The organism is Caballeronia sp. LZ033, assembly GCF_031451265.1.
Lineage (GTDB): Bacteria > Pseudomonadota > Gammaproteobacteria > Burkholderiales > Burkholderiaceae > Caballeronia.
Window position 1 is genome coordinate 2020194 of record NZ_JARUXQ010000001.1, and the last position, 17925, is coordinate 2038118.

The window sequence follows — 17925 nt, forward strand, 5'->3', positions numbered from 1 at the left end:
TCAGCGCTCCAGTTGTTCGAATTGAATGCGTGGATCGACCCAGACGTAGCACAGGTCCGAGATGAGCTTCGTGGCGAGGCCGATCAGCGTGAAGAGATAGAGCGTGCCGAGCACCACCGGATAGTCGCGCCGCACCACGGATTCATAGGACAGCAGGCCGAGCCCGTCGAGCGAGAACAGCGTCTCGATCAGCAGGCTGCCGGTGAAGAACGCGCCGATGAACGCCGCTGGAAAGCCGACGATCAACGGCAGCAGCGCATTGCGGAACACGTGCTTCCACAGCACGCGGCGCTCGGAGAGGCCCTTCGCGCGCGCGGTCAGCACGTATTGCTTGCGGATCTCGTCGAGGAAGGCGTTCTTGGTGAGCATCGTGACGATGGCGAAGCTGCCCACCACCGAGGCCGTCACCGGCAGCGTGATGTGCCACAGATAATCGAGAATCTTGCCGCCGAGCGACAGCGTGGCCCAGTTGTCGGAGGTGAGATTGCGCAGCGGGAACAGTTGCCAGAAGGTGCCTCCGCCGAACAGCACGAGCAGCAGCACGCCGAGCACGAAGCCTGGAATCGCAAAGCCGATCAGCACGATCAGGCTCGTCGCGACATCGAACTTCGAGCCGTTCCTGACCGCCTTCGCGATGCCGAGCGGCACCGATATCAGATAGGTGATGAAGAAGGTCCACAGGCCGATGCTGATCGACACCGGCAGCTTCGACACGATCAGCGACCACACGCTCTGATGCCTGAAATAACTGTCGCCGAGATCGAAGCGCGCGAACTTGCCGAGCATCAGCACATAGCGCTGCAGCGGCGGCTTGTCGAAGCCGTAGAGCTTCTTCAGTTGCTCGACCTGCTGCGCATCGACGCCGGTGTGCGTGCGCAATCCGAAACCACCGCCGCCCCCTTCGAACTGTCCGCGCCGCAGGTCGTGCACTGCCTGCTCGACCGGACCGCCCGGCACGAACTGGATCACGACGAAGGTCAGCGTCAGCACGCCAAGCAGCGTCGGGATCATCAACAGAATGCGTTTAAGGATGTAGCTCCACATGGCGCGCCCTATTCGGCTTAATCGGCTATTGGGTTGGCGCCGCGGGCGCGTGCTGCGCCCACCACGTCGAGATGATCCATTCCTCGGCGCTGTAGTACAGCGGCAAGGTCGACGGATACGCCAGCGTGTTGCGATACGCCACGCGATGCGTCGCCGAGTACCAGTGCGGCACCACATAGTAGCCGTTCATCAGCACGCGATCGAGCGCGTGGGTGGCGTCGACCAGCTGCTCGCGCGTCTGCGCGGACACCACCTTCTGCAGGATGGCATCGACGGCCGGCGACTTCACGCCCGCCAGATTGTCCGAACCCTGCTCGTTCGCCGACTGGCTGCCGAAGCGCGACACCTGTTCCGTGCCCGGCACCTGCACGTCGGGCATGCGCACGCTCGTCATGTCGAAGTCAAAGGCATCGAGGCGCTTCTGGATCAGCGCGTAATCCACGGTGCGGAAGTTCATCGTGATGCCGAGCTTCTGCAGATTGCGCCCGAACGCGGCCGCGACCGGCTCCATCGACGCGCCGCCGCCGGTATCGTCGAGGATCTCGAAGACGAAGGGCTCGCCTTTCGCGTTGCGCAGCGCGCCGTCGCGATAGGTCCAGCCCGCCTGCGCCAGCAGCTCGCGCGCCTTGATCAGATTGGCGCGCAGCGAACCGGGCGGATCGGTGTCCGGCTGGCGCGGCATCGGGCCGAACACCGACGGGTCCAGTTGCGCCTTCAACGGATTCAGGATGGCGAGCTCGCCTTCGCTCGGCAGGCCCTTCGCCTGCAGGTCCGTGTTGACGAAGAAGCTGTCGATGCGCCGGTACTGGTTGAAGAACAGCTGCCGGTTGAGCCATTCGAAGTCGAGCGCGAGATCCAGCGCCTGACGCACGCGCACGTCCTTGAACAGCGGCCGGCGCGTGTTCATGAAGAAGCCTTGCATGCCGGTGCCGTTGTGCTGCGGGAATTCGCGCTTGATCAGTTCGCCGTTGTCGAAGCGCTTGCCGATGTCGCGCCGCACCCAGCTGCGCGCGATGTACTCGACCAGCACGTCGTACTCGCCGGCCTTGAAGGCTTCGAGGCGCGCGGTGGGATCGCCGTAGAGCTTGTAGTCGATGTGCGCGAAGTTGTTCGTGCCGACCCGCACCGGCAGCGCCGCGCCCCAGTAGTCCGGATTGCGCCGGTACGAGATGGTGCGGCCGTTGTCGTAATGGTCGATCAGATACGGGCCGCTGCCGATCGGCTTCTGGAACGCGATCTGGTCGAACGGAACGCGCGTGCCGTCGGGCTTCATCGCCCACTTGCGCGAGAACACCGGAATGCCGCCCGCGAGCAGCGGCATTTCGCGCGTCGCGGCCTTGAACTCGAAGCGGATGGTCAGCGGATCGACGATCACCGCGCGCGCGATCTGTCCGAAATACACCGCGAACTGCGGCGCGGCCAGTGGGCTCTTCAGCGTCTCGAACGAGAACTTGACGTCTTCGGCGGTGACCGGATCGCCGTTCGAGAAGCGCGCCTTCGGATTGATGTGGAAGGTGGTCGACATGCCGTCCGGCGCCACCGAGATGTCGTCGGCGAGCAGGCCGTAGGCGGTCGCGACTTCATCGGAACTGCCTGTTGTCAGGCTTTCGAACATCAGCGACAGACCCGGCGCGGGATTGCCGCGCAGCGTGAACGGATTGAACTTGTCGAAGCTCGTCAGGCGGTTCGGATTGGCGAGCACCAGCGTGCCGTCGCGCGGGGCGTCGGGGTTGACGTAGTCGAAATGCGTGAAGCCCGCCGGATATTTGGGCTCGCCATATTGCGCGATGGCATGCACCGCGAAGGCCGGACTCGCCGCCAGTGCAATCGATCCGGCCAGCCACCCGGATAGAACCAGGCGTGAGACGCTGGATGAGCGGATCGTCGGGCGAGTCGTCATGTGCCTGGGTTGTCTCTGGGCGCGATGGATGATGGAGTTGAACGCTCTGCCCGACGACTCCGCGCAGGCGCAGGAATCCTCGGCGGGGCGTTGCGATGTGAGAGAATTCTACCCAAAATCACGCGCCGTCCGGCTTGCCTTATCGGGTCCTCCCGAAGGCTGCCCGCCGGCGACTGCGCGCGGCCCTGCCTGCCCGCCCGCGCGACACTGACTTCATAGAAGGAGCATTCATGGGCTTTCTCGCTGGAAAACGGATTCTGCTCACAGGCCTGCTGTCGAACCGGTCGATTGCCTACGGCATCGCCGAGGCCTGCAAGCGCGAAGGCGCCGAACTCGCGTTCACCTACGTCGGCGAGCGCTTCAAGGAGCGCATCACTGAATTCGCCGCCGAGTTCGGCAGCGACATGATCTACCCGTGCGACGTCGGCGACGACGCGCAAATCGACGCGCTGTTCGGCGCGCTCAAGGAACGCTGGGACTCGCTCGACGGTCTCGTGCACTCCATCGGCTTTGCACCGCGCGAGGCCATCGCCGGCGACTTCCTCGACGGCATCACGCGCGAGAACTTCCGCGTCGCGCACGACATCTCCGCGTACAGCTTCCCGGCGCTCGCCAAGGCCGCGCTGCCGCTGCTGAAAGACGGCTCGTCGCTGCTCACGCTGTCGTACCTCGGCGCCGAGCGCGCGCTGCCGAACTACAACACGATGGGTCTCGCCAAGGCCTCGCTCGAAGCGAGCGTGCGCTACATGGCGGCGTCGCCGTCGCTCGGCGGCAAGGGCGTGCGTGTGAACGCCATCTCGGCCGGCCCGATCAAGACACTCGCCGCAAGCGGCATCAAGGGCTTCGGCAAGATCCTGAACTTCGTCGAGGAAAATGCGCCGCTCAAGCGCAATGTCACGACCGAGCAAGTGGGCAATGTCGCGGCATTCCTGCTGTCGGATTTGTCGGCGGGCGTGAGCGCGGAAGTCGTGCACGTCGATGCGGGCTTCCATGCGGTAGTAGGCGGCATGGGCGCCGACGCGGAGTAACGCGCTCCCCTCGCAACGCGTGCCGTACAAACGAAAGCGCCGCCCGGAGATTCGGGCGGCGCTTTTTGTTTGGACGGCCCTGGCCTGTCCGACCTGCCTTAATGTTAATGCCGTCCGTGCGGCCCGCCATGTCCGTGCCCATGTCCGTAGCCATGTCCCGGCGGCGGACCACGATGCGGCCCGCGGCCATGCCCATGATGGCGGTAGTAATCGTTGCGGCTCCAGTAGCGACGGCCGTCCCAGTAGCGGCTGCCGTGCCAGCCGATCACCACGGGCGGCGCATACACGGGAGCGGGCCGATACACGACCGGAGGCGGCGGCGGCGCGTACACCGGCGTGGGCGCGACATACACCGGCGCCGGAATGCCGACGTTCACGCCGACATGCACATCCGCGCGCGCGGCATGCGTGCTCATCAGGCCGACGGCCGCGACGGCCATCACGCCCGTCCAGAATGTTTTCGAATTGATCTTCATGTGCAAACGGACCTCGCTGTTGTGCTTGTTCGCTTGCCGGGAAATATAACGGAAGGCTTTCAATGCAATATTTCAGCTTTGTAAGTTGTTGCGCGTCCCGGCGTAATGTCAGGAGAAAGCTTACCTTTTGTTACATTGCACGTGGGTGAAAATTGCTTTCAAACAAACAACTGACAGCGTTTCCCCCTTTCGGGCATTGACAGAAATGAAAAAGCCACCCGCGCGGGGTGGCTTCCTCGGGGACCCGCCAGCCGGTCAGTGCCAGCCGTGATGGCCATGGTCATAGCCGTGGCCATATCCATGCCCGTGGTTGCGGTAGTAATCGTCTCGATTCCAGTAGCGGCGGCCATCCCAGTAACGGTCGCCATGCCAGCCGATCACGATGGCCGGCTGCGCATACACGGGCGGCGGAGGCGGCGCGTAGACCACCGGCGGCGGCGGCGGCGCATAGACCGGCGCGGGTGCGACATAGACAGGCGCGGGCACCCCGATGTTCACGCCCACGGACACCCCTGCCATGGCTGCGCCGGAAAACGTCACGCCACCGATCAACACGGCGCCGGCCAGCGCGGAAGCCTTCAAAACCTTGTTCATGTGAAGCCCACCTCGACGGGTTGTTTGTAGTGTTGACCGGACTATATCGGACGGATGCCGACGCAAGTGTTCGACTTGGTAACCTCCTATTACCGCCGAAAACCTTACGAAAGCAAAACGCGCGCGGGATGAAAAAAACGGCGGCCCTGCATCGGCAGGCCGCCGTTCGACACAGAAGCGCGGCTCTCTCAGTTCGGCAGTTCCTGCCCTTTTGTTTCCGGCGCGAACGGAATGACGGCGAGTCCGACAAGGAAGACGATCCCGGTCAGCGCGATCGGCACGCCGAGCGTCTTCATGTTGAGCACCATCGCACCAATGCCGAAGTTGACGATCGCGCCGATGAAGCGTCCGACCGATGTGCAGAACGCAAAGGCGGTCGCCCGCACGCGGGTTTCGAACTGCTCCGGCAGCCACAGCGAAAACAGCGCGAAATTGCCGCCGAAGAAGCCCAGCACGACCAGCAGCGCAATGAACGGCACCAGTCCGTTCGGCAGATAGAAGGCCCAGCCGAAGGCCAGCGCAATCGATGCCGCCATGCCGATGAAATATACCGCGAGCGTCTTGCGGCGGCCGATCTTCTCGGCCATCGGCGGCAGCGCGAGACAGCCGACGATAGTGCCGATGGAGAGCAGCCCCGTCGCGATCGATGCCATGCGCGCCGCGTCATGTTTGTCCATGCCGGCCTTCGTCGCCAGCTGGATGACCGCCGACGGCTCATACACCGCGCCCGCCCACAAGCCGATGATCGCCACCGTGAGCAGCACCGCCGCGACGATCGTGCGCTTGCGGTACTGCGCGTTGAAGATCGCCTTCAACGAACTCTCGTGCTTCACATGCGGCTGGGCCGTTTCGGCGTGTTGCCACTTGTCGGTTTCCTTCACGCGCAGCAACACGAGGATCGAGATCACCACCGGGAACAGGCCGACCAGGAACATCGCGCGCCAGCCGAACGCCGCGCCGATCGTATAGTTCAGCGCCGCCGCGAGGAAGAAGCCCGCGTAATAGCCGGTTTGCAGATAGCCCGCGCCCATCTTGCGGCGATCTTCCGGCCAGGCCTCGGCGACATACGTGCCGGCAAGCGCCCACTCCCCGCCGATCCCCACGCCCGCGAAGAAGCGATAGATGCCGAGTTCCCACACGTTGTGCGCGGTCGCGGCGAGCCCGGTGAAGATCGCGAACGTGAAGATGGTCGCGGCAAGCACCTTGGTGCGTCCGAAGCGATCCGCGAGCGGCCCCCAGATGAACGACAGTCCCCATCCCACCAGGAACAGCGCGAACAGGATCGAGCCTGCGAGACCGACGTTCGCCGGCGTCGCGGCATAGCCCGAGCGCGGCAGCAGTTCGGTGAGCGCGGGCGCGAGCACGAGCGCATAGATGAACGAGTCCATGCCGTCGAGCGTCCAGCCGGCCCAGGCGCCCCAGAAGCCCGTGATCTGCGAACGGTTGAGCGGTGTCTTCGCGGCGCGCGTGGCGCCTATCTCACGATCCAGCGTAGTCGGCATGGCCATGTCTCTCCGATGAAACTCAAGCGAGGATGAACGACGCGCGCTTTCGCAATCTTGCAATCTTGTTATGGCGTCTAGGGAAAGCACCGAAGACCGGTGCGCGTTTTTATATATAATATTTGAACATCGACCTCCGACAAGTCCGCACTTTCACCTAGCCATGCCCAACGACCTCGCTGCTTCCGGAAGCTCCCAGCCTGCCGCGTCGTTCCGCGATGCGCAGTTCGAACCGCGCCAGAGCACGTCGCGCTACATTGCGGATGCGCTGCGTTCGGCCATCGTCGAGGGTGCGTTGCTGCCGGGCGAACCGCTGCGTCAGGACGCCATCGCGCGGCAGTTCTCGGTCAGTGCAATTCCCGTGCGCGAAGCGTTCCGCCAGCTCGAAAGCGAGGGCTGGGTGACCATCGAGCCGAATCGCGGCGCGGCCGTCAGCCTGCAATCCGCCGACGAGGCGCGCGAGATCTATGAGATCCGGGCGTCGCTGGAGAGTCTGGCGATCGGCATTGCCATCGAACATCACACGCCCGAGACGCTGGCCGAAGCGCAGCGTCTGCTGGAGGCCGCCGAACGCGAGCCCGACCCGGCGCTCTACGTGGTGCGCAACGAGCAGTTCCACATGAGCCTGTACGCGCCCGCCAACCGGCCGCGCCTGATGGAGCTGATCGGGCAGATGCACCGGCGCGGCGAACGCTACTTGCGCCTGAAGCTCGGCTTGCCGATCCACAAGGACGCGTCGGATGCCGAACATCGCGCGATCTTCGCCGCGCTCGCCGCCCGCGATACCGAACAGGCGCAGACGCTGGTCGCGCGCCATCTGCTCGCGACGGGCGACCTGATCTACCGCTTTCTCGCCGATGCGCAAGCGCTCGCTCACTTGAGCCACAAGAAGAAAAAGCGCCGCGCCTCTTCCCGAACGCTCACTCCGAAGGCCGACCGATGAATTCGTCCCTCCCCGCTGACGCTCCCCGCGACAGCCGCAACTGGAACACGCGCGCGCGGGAAAAGGCGCGTCGCCTGAAACTGATCGAGCCCTGGCTGGACGGCGCGGTGCTCGATCCGGCGCATATCGTCGATGCGCTGGGCGCGCTGATCGTGACCGGCGACCGCGTGGCGCTGGAAGGCAACAACCAGAAGCAGGCGGATTTCCTGTCGCGCGCCTTTGCAAAACTGGACCCGGCGCGCGTGCACGACATCCATCTCCTGATTTCGAGCATCAGCCGTCCGGAACATCTCGCGCTGTTCGAGCAAGGCATCGCGCACAAGGTGGACTTCGCCTTCGCCGGACCGCAAAGCCTGCGCGTGGCGCAATTGCTCGAGGACGGCATGCTGGAGATCGGCGCGATCTATACGTACATCGAGCTGTACGCGCGCATGTTCATCGACCTCACGCCGCAGGTCGCGCTGGTGTGCGCGGTGCAGGCCGACCGCCACGGCAATCTCTACACGGGCGCGAACACCGAGGACACCCCGACCATCGTCGAGGCCGCCGCGTTCCGGCACGGCATCGTGGTGGCGCAGGTGAACGAAATCGTCGATGAACTGCCGCGCGTCGATATTCCCGGTTCGTGGGTGGATGTCGTCGTGCAGGCGGACCGGCCCTTTGCCGTGGAGCCGCTCTTCACGCGCGATCCGCGTCATATCGGCGAATTGCAGATCCTGATGGCGATGATGTCGATCCGCGGCATCTACGACCGCTACGGCGTGACGGCGCTCAATCACGGCATCGGCTTCGATACCGCGGCGATCGAACTGCTGCTGCCCACTTATGGGGAAGCGCTCGGCCTGAAGGGCAAGATCTGCACGCACTGGGCGCTCAACCCGCATCCGACGCTGATCCCCGCGATCGAATCCGGCTGGGTGCAGAGCGTGCATTGCTTCGGCAGCGAAGTGGGCATGGAGGATTACATCGCGGCGCGCCCGGACGTATTCTTCACCGGCCGCGACGGCAGCCTGCGCTCAAACCGCGTGTTCTGCCAGCTCGCGGGCCAGTATGGCGTGGACCTGTTCATCGGCTCGACCTTGCAGATGGACGCCGACGCCAATTCCTCCACCGTCACGCTCGGCCGCCTGGCGGGCTTCGGCGGCGCGCCGAACATGGGACACGATCCGCGCGGCCGGCGCCATTCGAGCGAAGCCTGGCTCAAGCTGCTGAAGAACGACGGCCCGAATCCACAGATCGCGCGCGGCCACAAGCTCGTCGTGCAGACCGCCGAGACTTACAAGAAAGGCGGCGAGCCGACCATCGTCGAGTCGCTGGATGCCATCGCGGTCGGGGCGAAGAGCGGCATGCCCATCGCGCCCGTGATGATCTACGGCGACGATGTCACGCACGTCGTCACCGAGGAAGGCATCGCGTATCTGCACGCAGCCGAAGGTTTCGATGAACGACGCGCGGCGCTTGCGGCGGTCGCGGGCGTGACGCCCATCGGCATGCGCGCCGATCCCGCGAAGACGGCAGAACTGAGACGGCGCGGCATCGTCGCGTATCCGGAGGATCTCGGCGTGCGGCGCGGCGAAGCGAAGCGCTCGCTGCTGGCGGCGCGCAGCATCGACGATCTCGTCGCGTGGTCGGGCGGTCTGTATGCGCCGCCCGCGCGCTTTCGCAGCTGGTGAGCGCGATGAACGCCCTGCCCTTGCTGCATGAAGAAGCGCGCGAGCTTGCACTCGAACCGGCGGTCATCGCCGCTCACGCGCGCGCTGCGCTGATCGCCGAGGCGCGACTGACGCCTAAGCCCGCACTCGTCGATCAACGCGGCAGCGGCGCACATCGCGATCTCGATCTGGACACGATGCTGCGTTCCGCCGCTGCACTGCACCCGACCTTTCTCGCGATTGCACGCGCGGCATCGCGGGCGCGGCCGTCGCAGGCGCTGCGCGAGCAACTGGCGCGCATCGGCCGCGAAGGTGAAATCGCGATGATGAATGCCACCGGCGGCAGCAACGCGCATCGCGGCGCGATCTGGATCGTCGGCTTGCTGTGCGCGGGCGCGGCCTTGCATGCACCGCACGACAGCGCGGCGATCTGCGCAGCCGCGGCGGACATCGCGTGTCACGAGGACCGCTATGCGCCGCCGTCGGCGTCGGCGAGTCACGGCGCGCGCGCGAGTTCGCGGTATCAGGTGGCCGGCGCGCGCGGCGAAGCCTGCGACGGCTTTCCGCATGCACGGCTGATCGGCCTGCCGGCGCTCGATGCCGCGCGCGCACGCGGTTGCTGCGAGACCGACGCGCAACTCGATGCGCTGATCGCGATCATCGCGTCGCTCGACGACACCTGCCTGCTGCATCGCGGCGGCCGGCGCGCGCTCACGGCGGCGCAGGACGGCGCGCGCATCGTGATCGCACGCGGCGGCGCCGGCACCGATGAAGGCCGCGCCGCGCTCGCGCAACTCGACGACGCGCTGGTGGCGCTGAACGCATCGCCCGGCGGCGCCGCCGACCTGCTCGCGGCGACACTCTTTCTCGACAGTCTCAGGCGTCTCGATTGACGCGCATCGAAGCGTAAAGAGGAACGAACGATGGAAAACATGCGATACGAATATCCCGCCACACGGCCCGTCGCGCGCCGCGCGCACGTGGGCGTGGTCGGCTCGGGCGATCTGGAAGTGCTGTTGTCGCCTTCAGACTCGATGCAGGCGGAAGTCTTGATCCGCACGAGCGTCGATGGTTACGGACATGTGTGGAAGAGCGTGCTCGACCGCTTCTTCCAGCGATACGACGGCGCGGCGAAGATCGAACTGAACGACTTCGGCGCGACGCCCGGCGTCGTGATGCTGCGCCTCAACGAAGCGGTGGAAGCGAGCGAAGGAGACGCGCCATGAATGCCCACGACACCTTCCTGGCGCGCCACAGCTTCATCGAAATGGGCGCGCGCGACCGCGCCCGCGCGCTGCTCGACCCGGGCAGCTTCCGCGAACTGCTCGGTCCGTTCGACCGGCTCGAATCACCTTGGCTCGCGATGCAGGACATCGTCTGTCAGGCCGATGACGGTGTGGTGATCGCCCGCGGCTTGCTCGGCGGCGAACCGGCCGTGATCGCCGCGATCGAACCCGCGTTCCAGGGCGGCAGCATCGGCGAAGTGTCGGGCGCGAAGATCGCGGCCGCGCTCGAAATGGCGGCGAGCGAATTCGAAGCGGGACGGCCGGTGCGCCCGGTCGTGCTGTTCGAGACCGGCGGCGTGCGCTTGCAGGAAGCAAACCTCGGGCTCGCGGTCATCGCCGAGATTCATGCGGCGATCGTCGCGCTCAGGCGTCATGTGCCGGTGGTCGGCGTGATCGGCGGCATGGTGGGCTGCTTCGGCGGCATGTCGCTCGCGGCCGCGCTCTGTACCGAACTCGTGATGACGCGGCAGGCGCGGCTCGGCATGAACGGGCCGGAAGTCATCGAGCAGGAAGCGGGCATCGAGGAACTCGATTCGAGTGACCGCCGCCTCATCTGGTCGATGATCGGCGGCGAGCAACGCGTGGCGGCGGGACTCGCGGATACGCTGGTCGAGGACGACGCCGGCGAAGTGCGCGCGGCTGTGCTCGCGGCGTTCGAACGCGGCGTGCCGCAACAGCATCGCAGCGAGGCCGTCGACGGCTATCTCGCGCGGCTGGCCGAAGTGAATCCGGACGCCATCGATCCCGATACCTTGCGTCAACTGTGGGGCACATCATGACCGACATCCGCTCACGCGGCGCGCGCTGGCTCGACGCGCTCGCCGAATCCGCAGCGCCTGACCAAAGCGGTCCGGTGCGCGTCCGCGAAGGCCGTCTCGACGATGCGCGCGCCACCTTCATCGCGGTCGTGCCCGATCCGCAGAACCGCTTCCCGCGCGCAACCGACAACGTCGTCGGCCTCGAACAGGGCTGGCTGCTCGCGCGTGCGGTGCGCGCGCTCATCCATGCCGATCGCGACGCGCCCGTGAAGCGCCCGATCGTCGCCGTGGTCGATGTCAAGAGCCAGGCCTACGGACGCCGCGAGGAACTGCTGGGCATCCATCTCGCCTGCGCGGCCGCCGCCGATGCCTACGCGAGCGCGCGGCTCGCCGGACATCCGGTGATTGCGCTGATCGTCGGTCCGGCGATGTCGGGCGCATATCTCGCGCACGGCTATCAGGCCAACCGCATCGTCGCGCTCGACGCGCCCGGCACCGCCGTGCATGCGATGGGCAAGGAAGCGGCGGCGCGCGTCACCCGGCGCAGCGTCGAGAGCCTCGACGCGCTAGGCGACACCGTGTTGCCGATGTCCTACAAGATGAGTGCCTACGCCAGGCTCGGCTTGCTGCACGAATTGCTCGAAGGCATCGATGCCGATGCGCCCTCTTCCGCCGACATCGCGCGCGTGCAGGCGTCGCTCGCGGCGGCGGTGCGGGATGCGCGGGATGGACCGCGCGACCTGTCGAACCGGCTCGCCTCCGCCGATGCGCAGCGCACGCGCGCGGCGTCCATCGAGGTGCGTCGCCGCATGCGCGAGCAGTGGCACGCGTGATGAAGCACGCGCCGCGTCCGCACGACTTGCTGCGGCTCACGCCGGACGCGCCGCCGTTTGAAGGCGCGCCCGGCTGGGTCGCGGCGGCGCTTGCGCGCGCGCCGTTCGTCGTGGTGCGGCGCGCGCCTCCGCTCGGGGGAAAGCTGGCGGTGGGCGTGCGCGGCAGCGTGCGCGGAGAGCGCTTTGGCACGTGGCTGGACGTTGGCTGGATCGAGGCGAAGTTCACACCTGAAGACTTGCGGACGTGCGAACCCGAACCCGCGCGGCGCGCGCTTCCTGCGTTCACGCTGATGCGCGGCATCGCCGGCATGCTCGATGATCGCGCGCTGCGCTGGGGACCGGCCGGCAGCGCGGGTTTCGAACTCGCGAGCGGTGTGCCGGCCATCACGCCGGCGAGCGATCTCGATCTCATCCTGCGCGCCGATACGCCGCTGCCGCGCGACGACGCGTCCGCGCTCTTCGATGCGCTTTCGCAGGCAGCGCAGCAGAGCGGCACGCGCATCGACGTGCAGATCGAAACGCCTGAAGCCGCGTTCTCGCTCGCCGAATACGCGCGCCCGCAACTGCGTGTGATGTTGCGTCACGCCGCAGGCCCGCGTCTCGTCGACGATCCTTGGGCCGCGTCATGATCGCGTATCTGTTTCCCGGACAAGGCGCGCAGACGCCGGACTTCCTGCACCGGCTCGGCGGCGCGGATCCGCATCCGGCCATTCACAAGACGCTCGATGAAGCGTCCGAAGCACTTGGCGTCGATGTGCTCACGCTCGACACTGCAACCTCGCTCGCCTCCACCGTCGCGGTACAGGTGACGCTCGTGATCGCGGGCGTGGCGGCGGCACGCGCGCTCGCTGACGAAGGCATCGCGCCGCACGCGGTAGCGGGCCTTTCGGTCGGCGCATACGGCGCGGCGGTCGTGGCGGGCGCAGTCGAGTTCGCCGCCGCGCTCAGGCTCGTGCAACTGCGCGCGCAACTGATGGAGAACGCCTGTCCGCACGGTTACGGCATGCTCGCGGTGCTCGGCCTGAACGAGCGCGAGATGACGCGCGCGATCGCCGAAAGCGGCGCGGCGGTGTGGATCGGCAATCTGAACGCGCCGCGCCAGATCGTGCTGTCAGGCAGCGACGATGCGCTCGCGACGATCCGCGACCTCGTGCTGTCGCGCGGCGCGCGCAAGGCGGAACGGCTCGCGGTCAGCGTGCCGTCGCATTGCGTGCTGATGGAGGACGCATCCATTCGCCTCATCGAAGCGGCGCGCACGGTGCGCTTCGATGCACCGCGCATTCCCTATGTCGGCAATCGCGGCGCGCGTGTGCTGCGCAGCGCCGATGCGATCCGCGATGACCTCGCCACCAATCTGCGCTATCCGGTGCGCTGGCACGACTCGACCGTCGCGCTGTCCGAACTCGGCATGAGCGTGTTCGTCGAAATGCCGCCGGGCCGCACGCTCACGTCGCTCGCGGCCGACGCGCTGCCCGACGCGGCATCGATCGCGATGGAGGCGGGATCGGTCTCCAGCGCCGCCGCGCGCGTCCGCGCCGCGTGCCGTCAGCAACAGGACTGACACGCCCCTGTCTTCAAATCGTCAGGTTTTGTAAAAGTTTTGGAATTTTCGACGGATCGACGAGTCGATCTCCCTCGAGCATTCCATCTCGTCCATTTGATCGATTCGCTTGCTGCGACCCGGACGAACCGCAATCTGCCATCCGAAACCTGAGAGAATACCACGATGACGTTCTTTCGCCTGGGCGCTGTAGCGTCCGCCGCGTCCGCTACCGTTCTGCTCGCTTCGTGCAGCGGGATGAGCAGTTTCGATCCGAACTCCCTCGCCCAGTCGGGGCAGCTCGCATCGCAGGCACTGATGCTGAACGACAGCGACGTGCGCACGCTGTCGGACAAGTCCTGCGCGCAGATGGACAAGGAAAACCAGATTGCGCCGGCAAACAGTCCGTACACGCAGCGCCTCAACAAGATCGCTACGCAGCTTGGCAACAACATCAATGGCGTGCCGGTGAACTACAAGGTCTACATGACGAAGGACGTCAATGCCTGGGCCATGGCGAACGGCTGCGTGCGCGTCTACAGCGGCCTCATGGACCTGATGAACGACGACGAAGTACGCGGCGTGGTCGGCCACGAAATGGGACATGTCGCGCTGGGCCACACGAAGCGCGCGATGCAGGTGGCGTTCGCGACGTCGGCGGCGCGCTCGGTGGCGTCGTCGGGGTCGGGGATGATCGCCAGTATTTCCGGATCGCAACTCGGCGATCTGACCGAGAAGTTCGTCAACGCGCAGTTCTCGCAGTCGCAGGAAAGCGCCGCCGATGATTACTCGTTCGATACGCAGAAGAACAAGGGTTACAGCCCGGCGGGACTGGTGACGGCGTTCCAGAAGCTGGCGTCGATCGACGGCGGCAAGTCGAGCCTGCTTGCTTCGCATCCTTCTTCGCCGGCGCGGGCGAAGCATATTCAGGAGCGGCTGGCATCGGGGAAGTAAGATCGGGCGGAGCCGATGCGATGCCATCGGCGATCACTTCGGAATCTTGATCAACACCCGCTCTTGCCCGAAGACCCAAACAAAAAGCCCCGCAAGCTTTTAACCTTGCGGGGCTTTTTTCCGCCATCACTGGCGGAGACGGAGGGATTCGAACCCTCGATCCAGGTTTTGGCCCAGATGCTCCCTTAGCAGGGGAGTGCCTTCGACCTCTCGGCCACGTCTCCCAAACTTTCCGTTACGCCGGGAGTGCAGCGCAACGAGATCGAGATAATAGCGTGTCTGCTCACGCCGGTCAAATTCGCATGATGATTTTTTTAAATCGCCATGCATGACCCGGTGCTGCACCAGACAAGCCCGCGAGCCTTCACACGCCTGTCATCCTCGCACTTACGCCCGATCCAGCTCGAACGCCTTGTGCAGCGCGCGCACGGCAAGTTCGGTGTATTTCTCGTCGATCAGCACCGAGATCTTGATTTCCGAGGTCGAGATCATCTGGATGTTGATGCCCTCTTCCGACAGCGTGCGGAACATCGTGCTCGCGATGCCCACATGCGAACGCATGCCGACGCCGACCACCGACACCTTCGACACCTTCGGGTCGCCCAGCACGGTTTCCGCCTGCACGTGACCCTTGACCTGGCCGTTCAGGATCTCGAGCGCACGCGCATAGTCGCCGCGGCCGACCGTGAACGTGAAGTCGGTCTTGCCGTTCACGCTCTGGTTCTGGATGATCATGTCGATGTCGATGTTCGCATCGGCGACCGGTCCCAGGATCTGATACGCGACGCCCGGCTTGTCGGGCACGCCCATGACCGCGATGCGCGCTTCGTCGCGCTGGAACGCGATGCCGGAGATGACTGCTTTTTCCATGTTCTCGTCTTCTTCAAAAGTGATCAGGGTGCCGGAGTGCATCTCGGTGTCGAGCGGCATCAGCGGATCGGTCAGGCTGGAGAGCACGCGCGTCTTCACCTGATACTTGCCGGCGAACTCCACCGAGCGGATCTGCAGCACCTTCGAGCCGAGGCTCGCCATTTCCAGCATTTCCTCGAAGGTCACGCGGTCGAGCCGGCGCGCCTCTTCGACCACGCGCGGGTCGGTTGTATAGACGCCGTCGACGTCGGTATAGATCAGGCACTCGTCGGCTTTCATGGCCGCCGCGATCGCCACCGCCGACGTATCCGAACCGCCGCGGCCCAGCGTCGCGATATGGCCTTCGGGATCCACACCCTGGAAGCCCGTGATGACGACGACCTTGCCGGCATCGAGATCCTTGAGCACGCGCTCACCGTCGATTTCGCTGATGCGCGCTTTCGTGAACGCGCTGTCGGTCCTGATCGGCACTTGCCAGCCGGCATAACTCACGGCTTCGAGGCCTTCGGCATGCAGCGCGATGGCGAGCAGCCCGACGCTCACCTGTTCGCCGGTGGAGGCAATCATGTCGAGTTCGCGCGGGTCCGGGTCCGCCTTGATGTCCCGCGCGAGACCGAGCAGGCGATTGGTTTCGCCGGACATCGCCGAGGGCACGACGACCATCTTGTGGCCGGCCCGATGCCATTTGGCGACGCGCTTGGCGACGTTCTTGATGCGCTCGACCGAGCCCATCGAAGTGCCGCCGTATTTGTGTACGATGAGTGCCATTGTCGTTCTTGAACTGAAGGGAAAACCGCGCTTCACGCGCCAACGCGAGAGCGCTCGATACGCGCGCCACGGTGCTTCGCGAGACTTCGGAGGGTGGTGAAGCCGGCTCGATGCGGGGGGCGCTGCCGCCTGCCCGCCGACTCGTCTGGATCAGGTTGCGATCAGGTTGCGGCGCGCACGGGTGCGTGGTTGCGGACGAATTCGGGTCTTTTGAACGGCGTTGCCGCGCAAAAACACGCTGGGCGAAAACGAGTTACCGTACCCGATCGAGGCTGAAATTACAAGCCGAAGCGGCGGCGCGGACGCTTTTACCGGTTTCGGCGCGGCTTCCTCAAGCCAGCAGCAGATCCGGCCGCCAGACGATGCGCCGCAGCGGCCCGTGCGCCGCGGCCGGCGCCGCCTCGCGATTCACGCCGAGGTGCGGCACATACAGCAGCGCCTCGCCGATGAACAGCAGCGGCACATCGCGCTTCCAGGCCGGCACGCCGCGCTCCTGGAACAGGTTCTTGAGCGTGCGGCTCGGCGCTTCGACCGCCACGCGCATGCGCTCGCCGCCTGCCCGCGAGCGCGCGACGAGCGGCGCGGCGCGCAGCACGCCCTCGCCCACCGTGTCGCCGTCGGAAGTAGCGGCCGGCTCGAACACGAACGAACCGCGCCATTGCGGCAGGCGCCAGACTTCCTCGCCCTGCCATTGCCATTCCACAGCGGTTTTCGGTGCGCCGGCGCCGGCGTCGAGATCGGGGGCATCGGCGCTGTCGCCCGCTTCCCAGAACAGCGCATTCCGATACGCCCGCAGGCAGTGACCCGCGTGATCGATCCGCAGCGCATGACCGTCGCGCGCGGCGGCGGTATCGCGCAGCTGGCGCAGCATGTCGGCGAGGCGCGCCGTCGATGCCGCCTGCAACCCGCACGCGCGGATCCAGTGCCGCATCAGGTTGATCGCGCGCTCGGGTTCGAGCGCGAGCAAGGCGTCGAGCCTGAGCGCATCCGGCTCGCCGTCATGCTGGGCCTGTGCGAGATCGATGCGCGCCAGTTGATCCAGCAAGCGCTGCGCGGACGCCGCATGCGACGCCGTGCGCGCGAGCGCATCGCGAAAGCCCGGAAAATGCACCGCGAGCACCGGCAGCACGTCGTGCCGCAGCGCGTTGCGAGCGTAGCGCGTGTCGGCGTTGGATTCGTCGTCGATCCAGCTCAGGTCGCGCTCGTGTGCGTACTGTTCGAGTTGCGCGCGCAACAGCCGCAGCAGCGGCCGCAGACGCGCGACGGCGCCATCCGCGTGCGGCGCCATCGCCGCGAGACCCGCGACGCCCGCACCGCGCAACAATTGCAGCAGCACCGTTTCGGCCTGGTCGTCGGCATGATGGGCGATCAGCAGCGCAGCCGCGCCGTGTTCGTCGCACAGGGCGTCCAGCGCGCGATAACGGGCATCGCGCGCGGCTGCCTCCAGGCTTTCGCCGCCCGCGCGCGCGACCTCGACGCGGCGCGCCGCATAGGTCACGCCGAGTGACGCCGCGAAGCGCTCGCAATGCGTGTCCCATGCATCGGCATTCAGGCTCAGCCCGTGATGCACATGGAACGCGACCATGCGCGCCGCGCCGAAGCAGCGCACGGCGGCATCGAGAAGCACGGTGGAATCGAGCCCGCCGCTGAGCGCGACGGCAAGGAGGGAATGCTCGGGAAGCGCTGCGTCCGCGACCGCCGCGCGCACCGCCTCGATGACGAGGCGGCCGGCGGGTGTGTCACGGTCGGAAGTCACGATGGATTCGTGAGTGAGAGA

General features: G+C 66.0%; 17 protein-coding genes and 1 tRNA gene. 10 read left to right on the top strand and 8 right to left on the bottom strand.

Translation table 11 applies throughout. The features are described from left to right. On the bottom strand, positions 1-1044 hold the full coding sequence (locus QCE62_RS09405; protein ID WP_309916922.1) for an ABC transporter permease subunit: 1044 nt from the start codon (positions 1042-1044) through the stop codon (positions 1-3). Positions 1045-1069: 25 nt separating this feature from the next. Further along, a complete protein-coding gene (locus QCE62_RS09410; RefSeq protein ID WP_309808753.1) occupies positions 1070-2944 on the bottom strand; it encodes an extracellular solute-binding protein in 1875 nt (624 codons plus the stop codon). A gap of 230 nt (positions 2945-3174) precedes the next feature. Between QCE62_RS09410 and fabI the strand changes: the two genes are divergently transcribed. Next, positions 3175-3972 (top strand): enoyl-ACP reductase FabI, encoded by a 798-nt coding sequence (fabI, locus tag QCE62_RS09415; protein ID WP_309808755.1) that lies wholly within the window; start codon positions 3175-3177, stop codon positions 3970-3972. A gap of 104 nt (positions 3973-4076) precedes the next feature. Here the strand turns inward: fabI and QCE62_RS09420 are convergent, their stop codons facing one another. From QCE62_RS09420 to QCE62_RS09430, 3 genes are all read right to left on the bottom strand, one after another. Further along, positions 4077-4448, bottom strand: a complete 372-nt coding sequence (locus tag QCE62_RS09420; protein WP_309916924.1) for a hypothetical protein — start codon at positions 4446-4448, stop codon at positions 4077-4079. Positions 4449-4703: 255 nt separating this feature from the next. After that, positions 4704-5042 carry a hypothetical protein gene (locus QCE62_RS09425; protein WP_309916927.1) on the bottom strand — a complete coding sequence of 113 codons (339 nt, stop codon included), beginning with the start codon at positions 5040-5042 and terminating at the stop codon, positions 4704-4706. A gap of 188 nt (positions 5043-5230) precedes the next feature. Further along, a complete protein-coding gene (locus QCE62_RS09430) occupies positions 5231-6544 on the bottom strand; it encodes an MFS transporter (RefSeq protein ID WP_309919758.1) in 1314 nt (437 codons plus the stop codon). Positions 6545-6707: 163 nt separating this feature from the next. On the opposite strand from QCE62_RS09430, the gene QCE62_RS09435 reads away from it, so the two are divergent. From QCE62_RS09435 to QCE62_RS09475, 9 genes are all read left to right on the top strand, one after another. Beyond that, positions 6708-7487 carry a GntR family transcriptional regulator gene (locus QCE62_RS09435; RefSeq protein WP_309916930.1) on the top strand — a complete coding sequence of 260 codons (780 nt, stop codon included), beginning with the start codon at positions 6708-6710 and terminating at the stop codon, positions 7485-7487. Continuing rightward, the gene (mdcA, locus tag QCE62_RS09440) at positions 7484-9160 is read left to right on the top strand and encodes a malonate decarboxylase subunit alpha (protein WP_309916933.1); all 1677 of its coding nucleotides are present in this window, start codon (positions 7484-7486) and stop codon (positions 9158-9160) included. The genes QCE62_RS09435 and mdcA overlap by 4 nt, the downstream gene beginning before the upstream one ends. A gap of 5 nt (positions 9161-9165) precedes the next feature. Continuing rightward, positions 9166-10032: a triphosphoribosyl-dephospho-CoA synthase gene (locus QCE62_RS09445; RefSeq protein WP_309916936.1), complete on the top strand. Its 867-nt coding sequence runs from the start codon at positions 9166-9168 to the stop codon at positions 10030-10032. A 30-nt stretch (positions 10033-10062) separates the two neighbouring features. Next, positions 10063-10365, top strand: coding sequence for a malonate decarboxylase subunit delta (locus tag QCE62_RS09450; RefSeq protein WP_309916939.1), 303 nt, complete (start codon positions 10063-10065; stop codon positions 10363-10365). After that, entirely contained in the window at positions 10362-11204 is an 843-nt protein-coding gene (locus tag QCE62_RS09455; RefSeq protein ID WP_309916942.1) for a biotin-independent malonate decarboxylase subunit beta, read from the top strand. Before QCE62_RS09450 ends, QCE62_RS09455 begins: the two co-directional genes overlap by 4 nt. Next, positions 11201-12016 (top strand): biotin-independent malonate decarboxylase subunit gamma, encoded by an 816-nt coding sequence (mdcE, locus tag QCE62_RS09460; protein ID WP_309916944.1) that lies wholly within the window; start codon positions 11201-11203, stop codon positions 12014-12016. Before QCE62_RS09455 ends, mdcE begins: the two co-directional genes overlap by 4 nt. After that, positions 12016-12645 carry a malonate decarboxylase holo-ACP synthase gene (locus QCE62_RS09465; RefSeq protein ID WP_309919761.1) on the top strand — a complete coding sequence of 210 codons (630 nt, stop codon included), beginning with the start codon at positions 12016-12018 and terminating at the stop codon, positions 12643-12645. The genes mdcE and QCE62_RS09465 overlap by 1 nt, the downstream gene beginning before the upstream one ends. Continuing rightward, positions 12642-13577 (top strand): malonate decarboxylase subunit epsilon, encoded by a 936-nt coding sequence (mdcH, locus tag QCE62_RS09470; RefSeq protein ID WP_309916947.1) that lies wholly within the window; start codon positions 12642-12644, stop codon positions 13575-13577. Before QCE62_RS09465 ends, mdcH begins: the two co-directional genes overlap by 4 nt. A 165-nt stretch (positions 13578-13742) precedes the next feature. After that, a complete protein-coding gene (locus tag QCE62_RS09475) occupies positions 13743-14510 on the top strand; it encodes a M48 family metallopeptidase (protein WP_309916950.1) in 768 nt (255 codons plus the stop codon). A gap of 130 nt (positions 14511-14640) precedes the next feature. Here the strand turns inward: QCE62_RS09475 and QCE62_RS09480 are convergent. The 3 genes from QCE62_RS09480 to tilS all read right to left on the bottom strand — a co-directional run bounded on the left by QCE62_RS09480 (position 14641) and on the right by tilS (position 17904). Next, a tRNA-Ser gene (locus tag QCE62_RS09480) sits at positions 14641-14734 on the bottom strand. Between the two features lie 163 nt (positions 14735-14897). Beyond that, positions 14898-16148: an aspartate kinase gene (locus tag QCE62_RS09485; RefSeq protein ID WP_309808778.1), complete on the bottom strand. Its 1251-nt coding sequence runs from the start codon at positions 16146-16148 to the stop codon at positions 14898-14900. Between the two features lie 331 nt (positions 16149-16479). Then, complete coding sequence (tilS, locus tag QCE62_RS09490; RefSeq protein ID WP_309916954.1) at positions 16480-17904, bottom strand: tRNA lysidine(34) synthetase TilS; 1425 nt, start codon at positions 17902-17904, stop codon at positions 16480-16482. Positions 17905-17925: the final 21 nt, after the last annotated feature.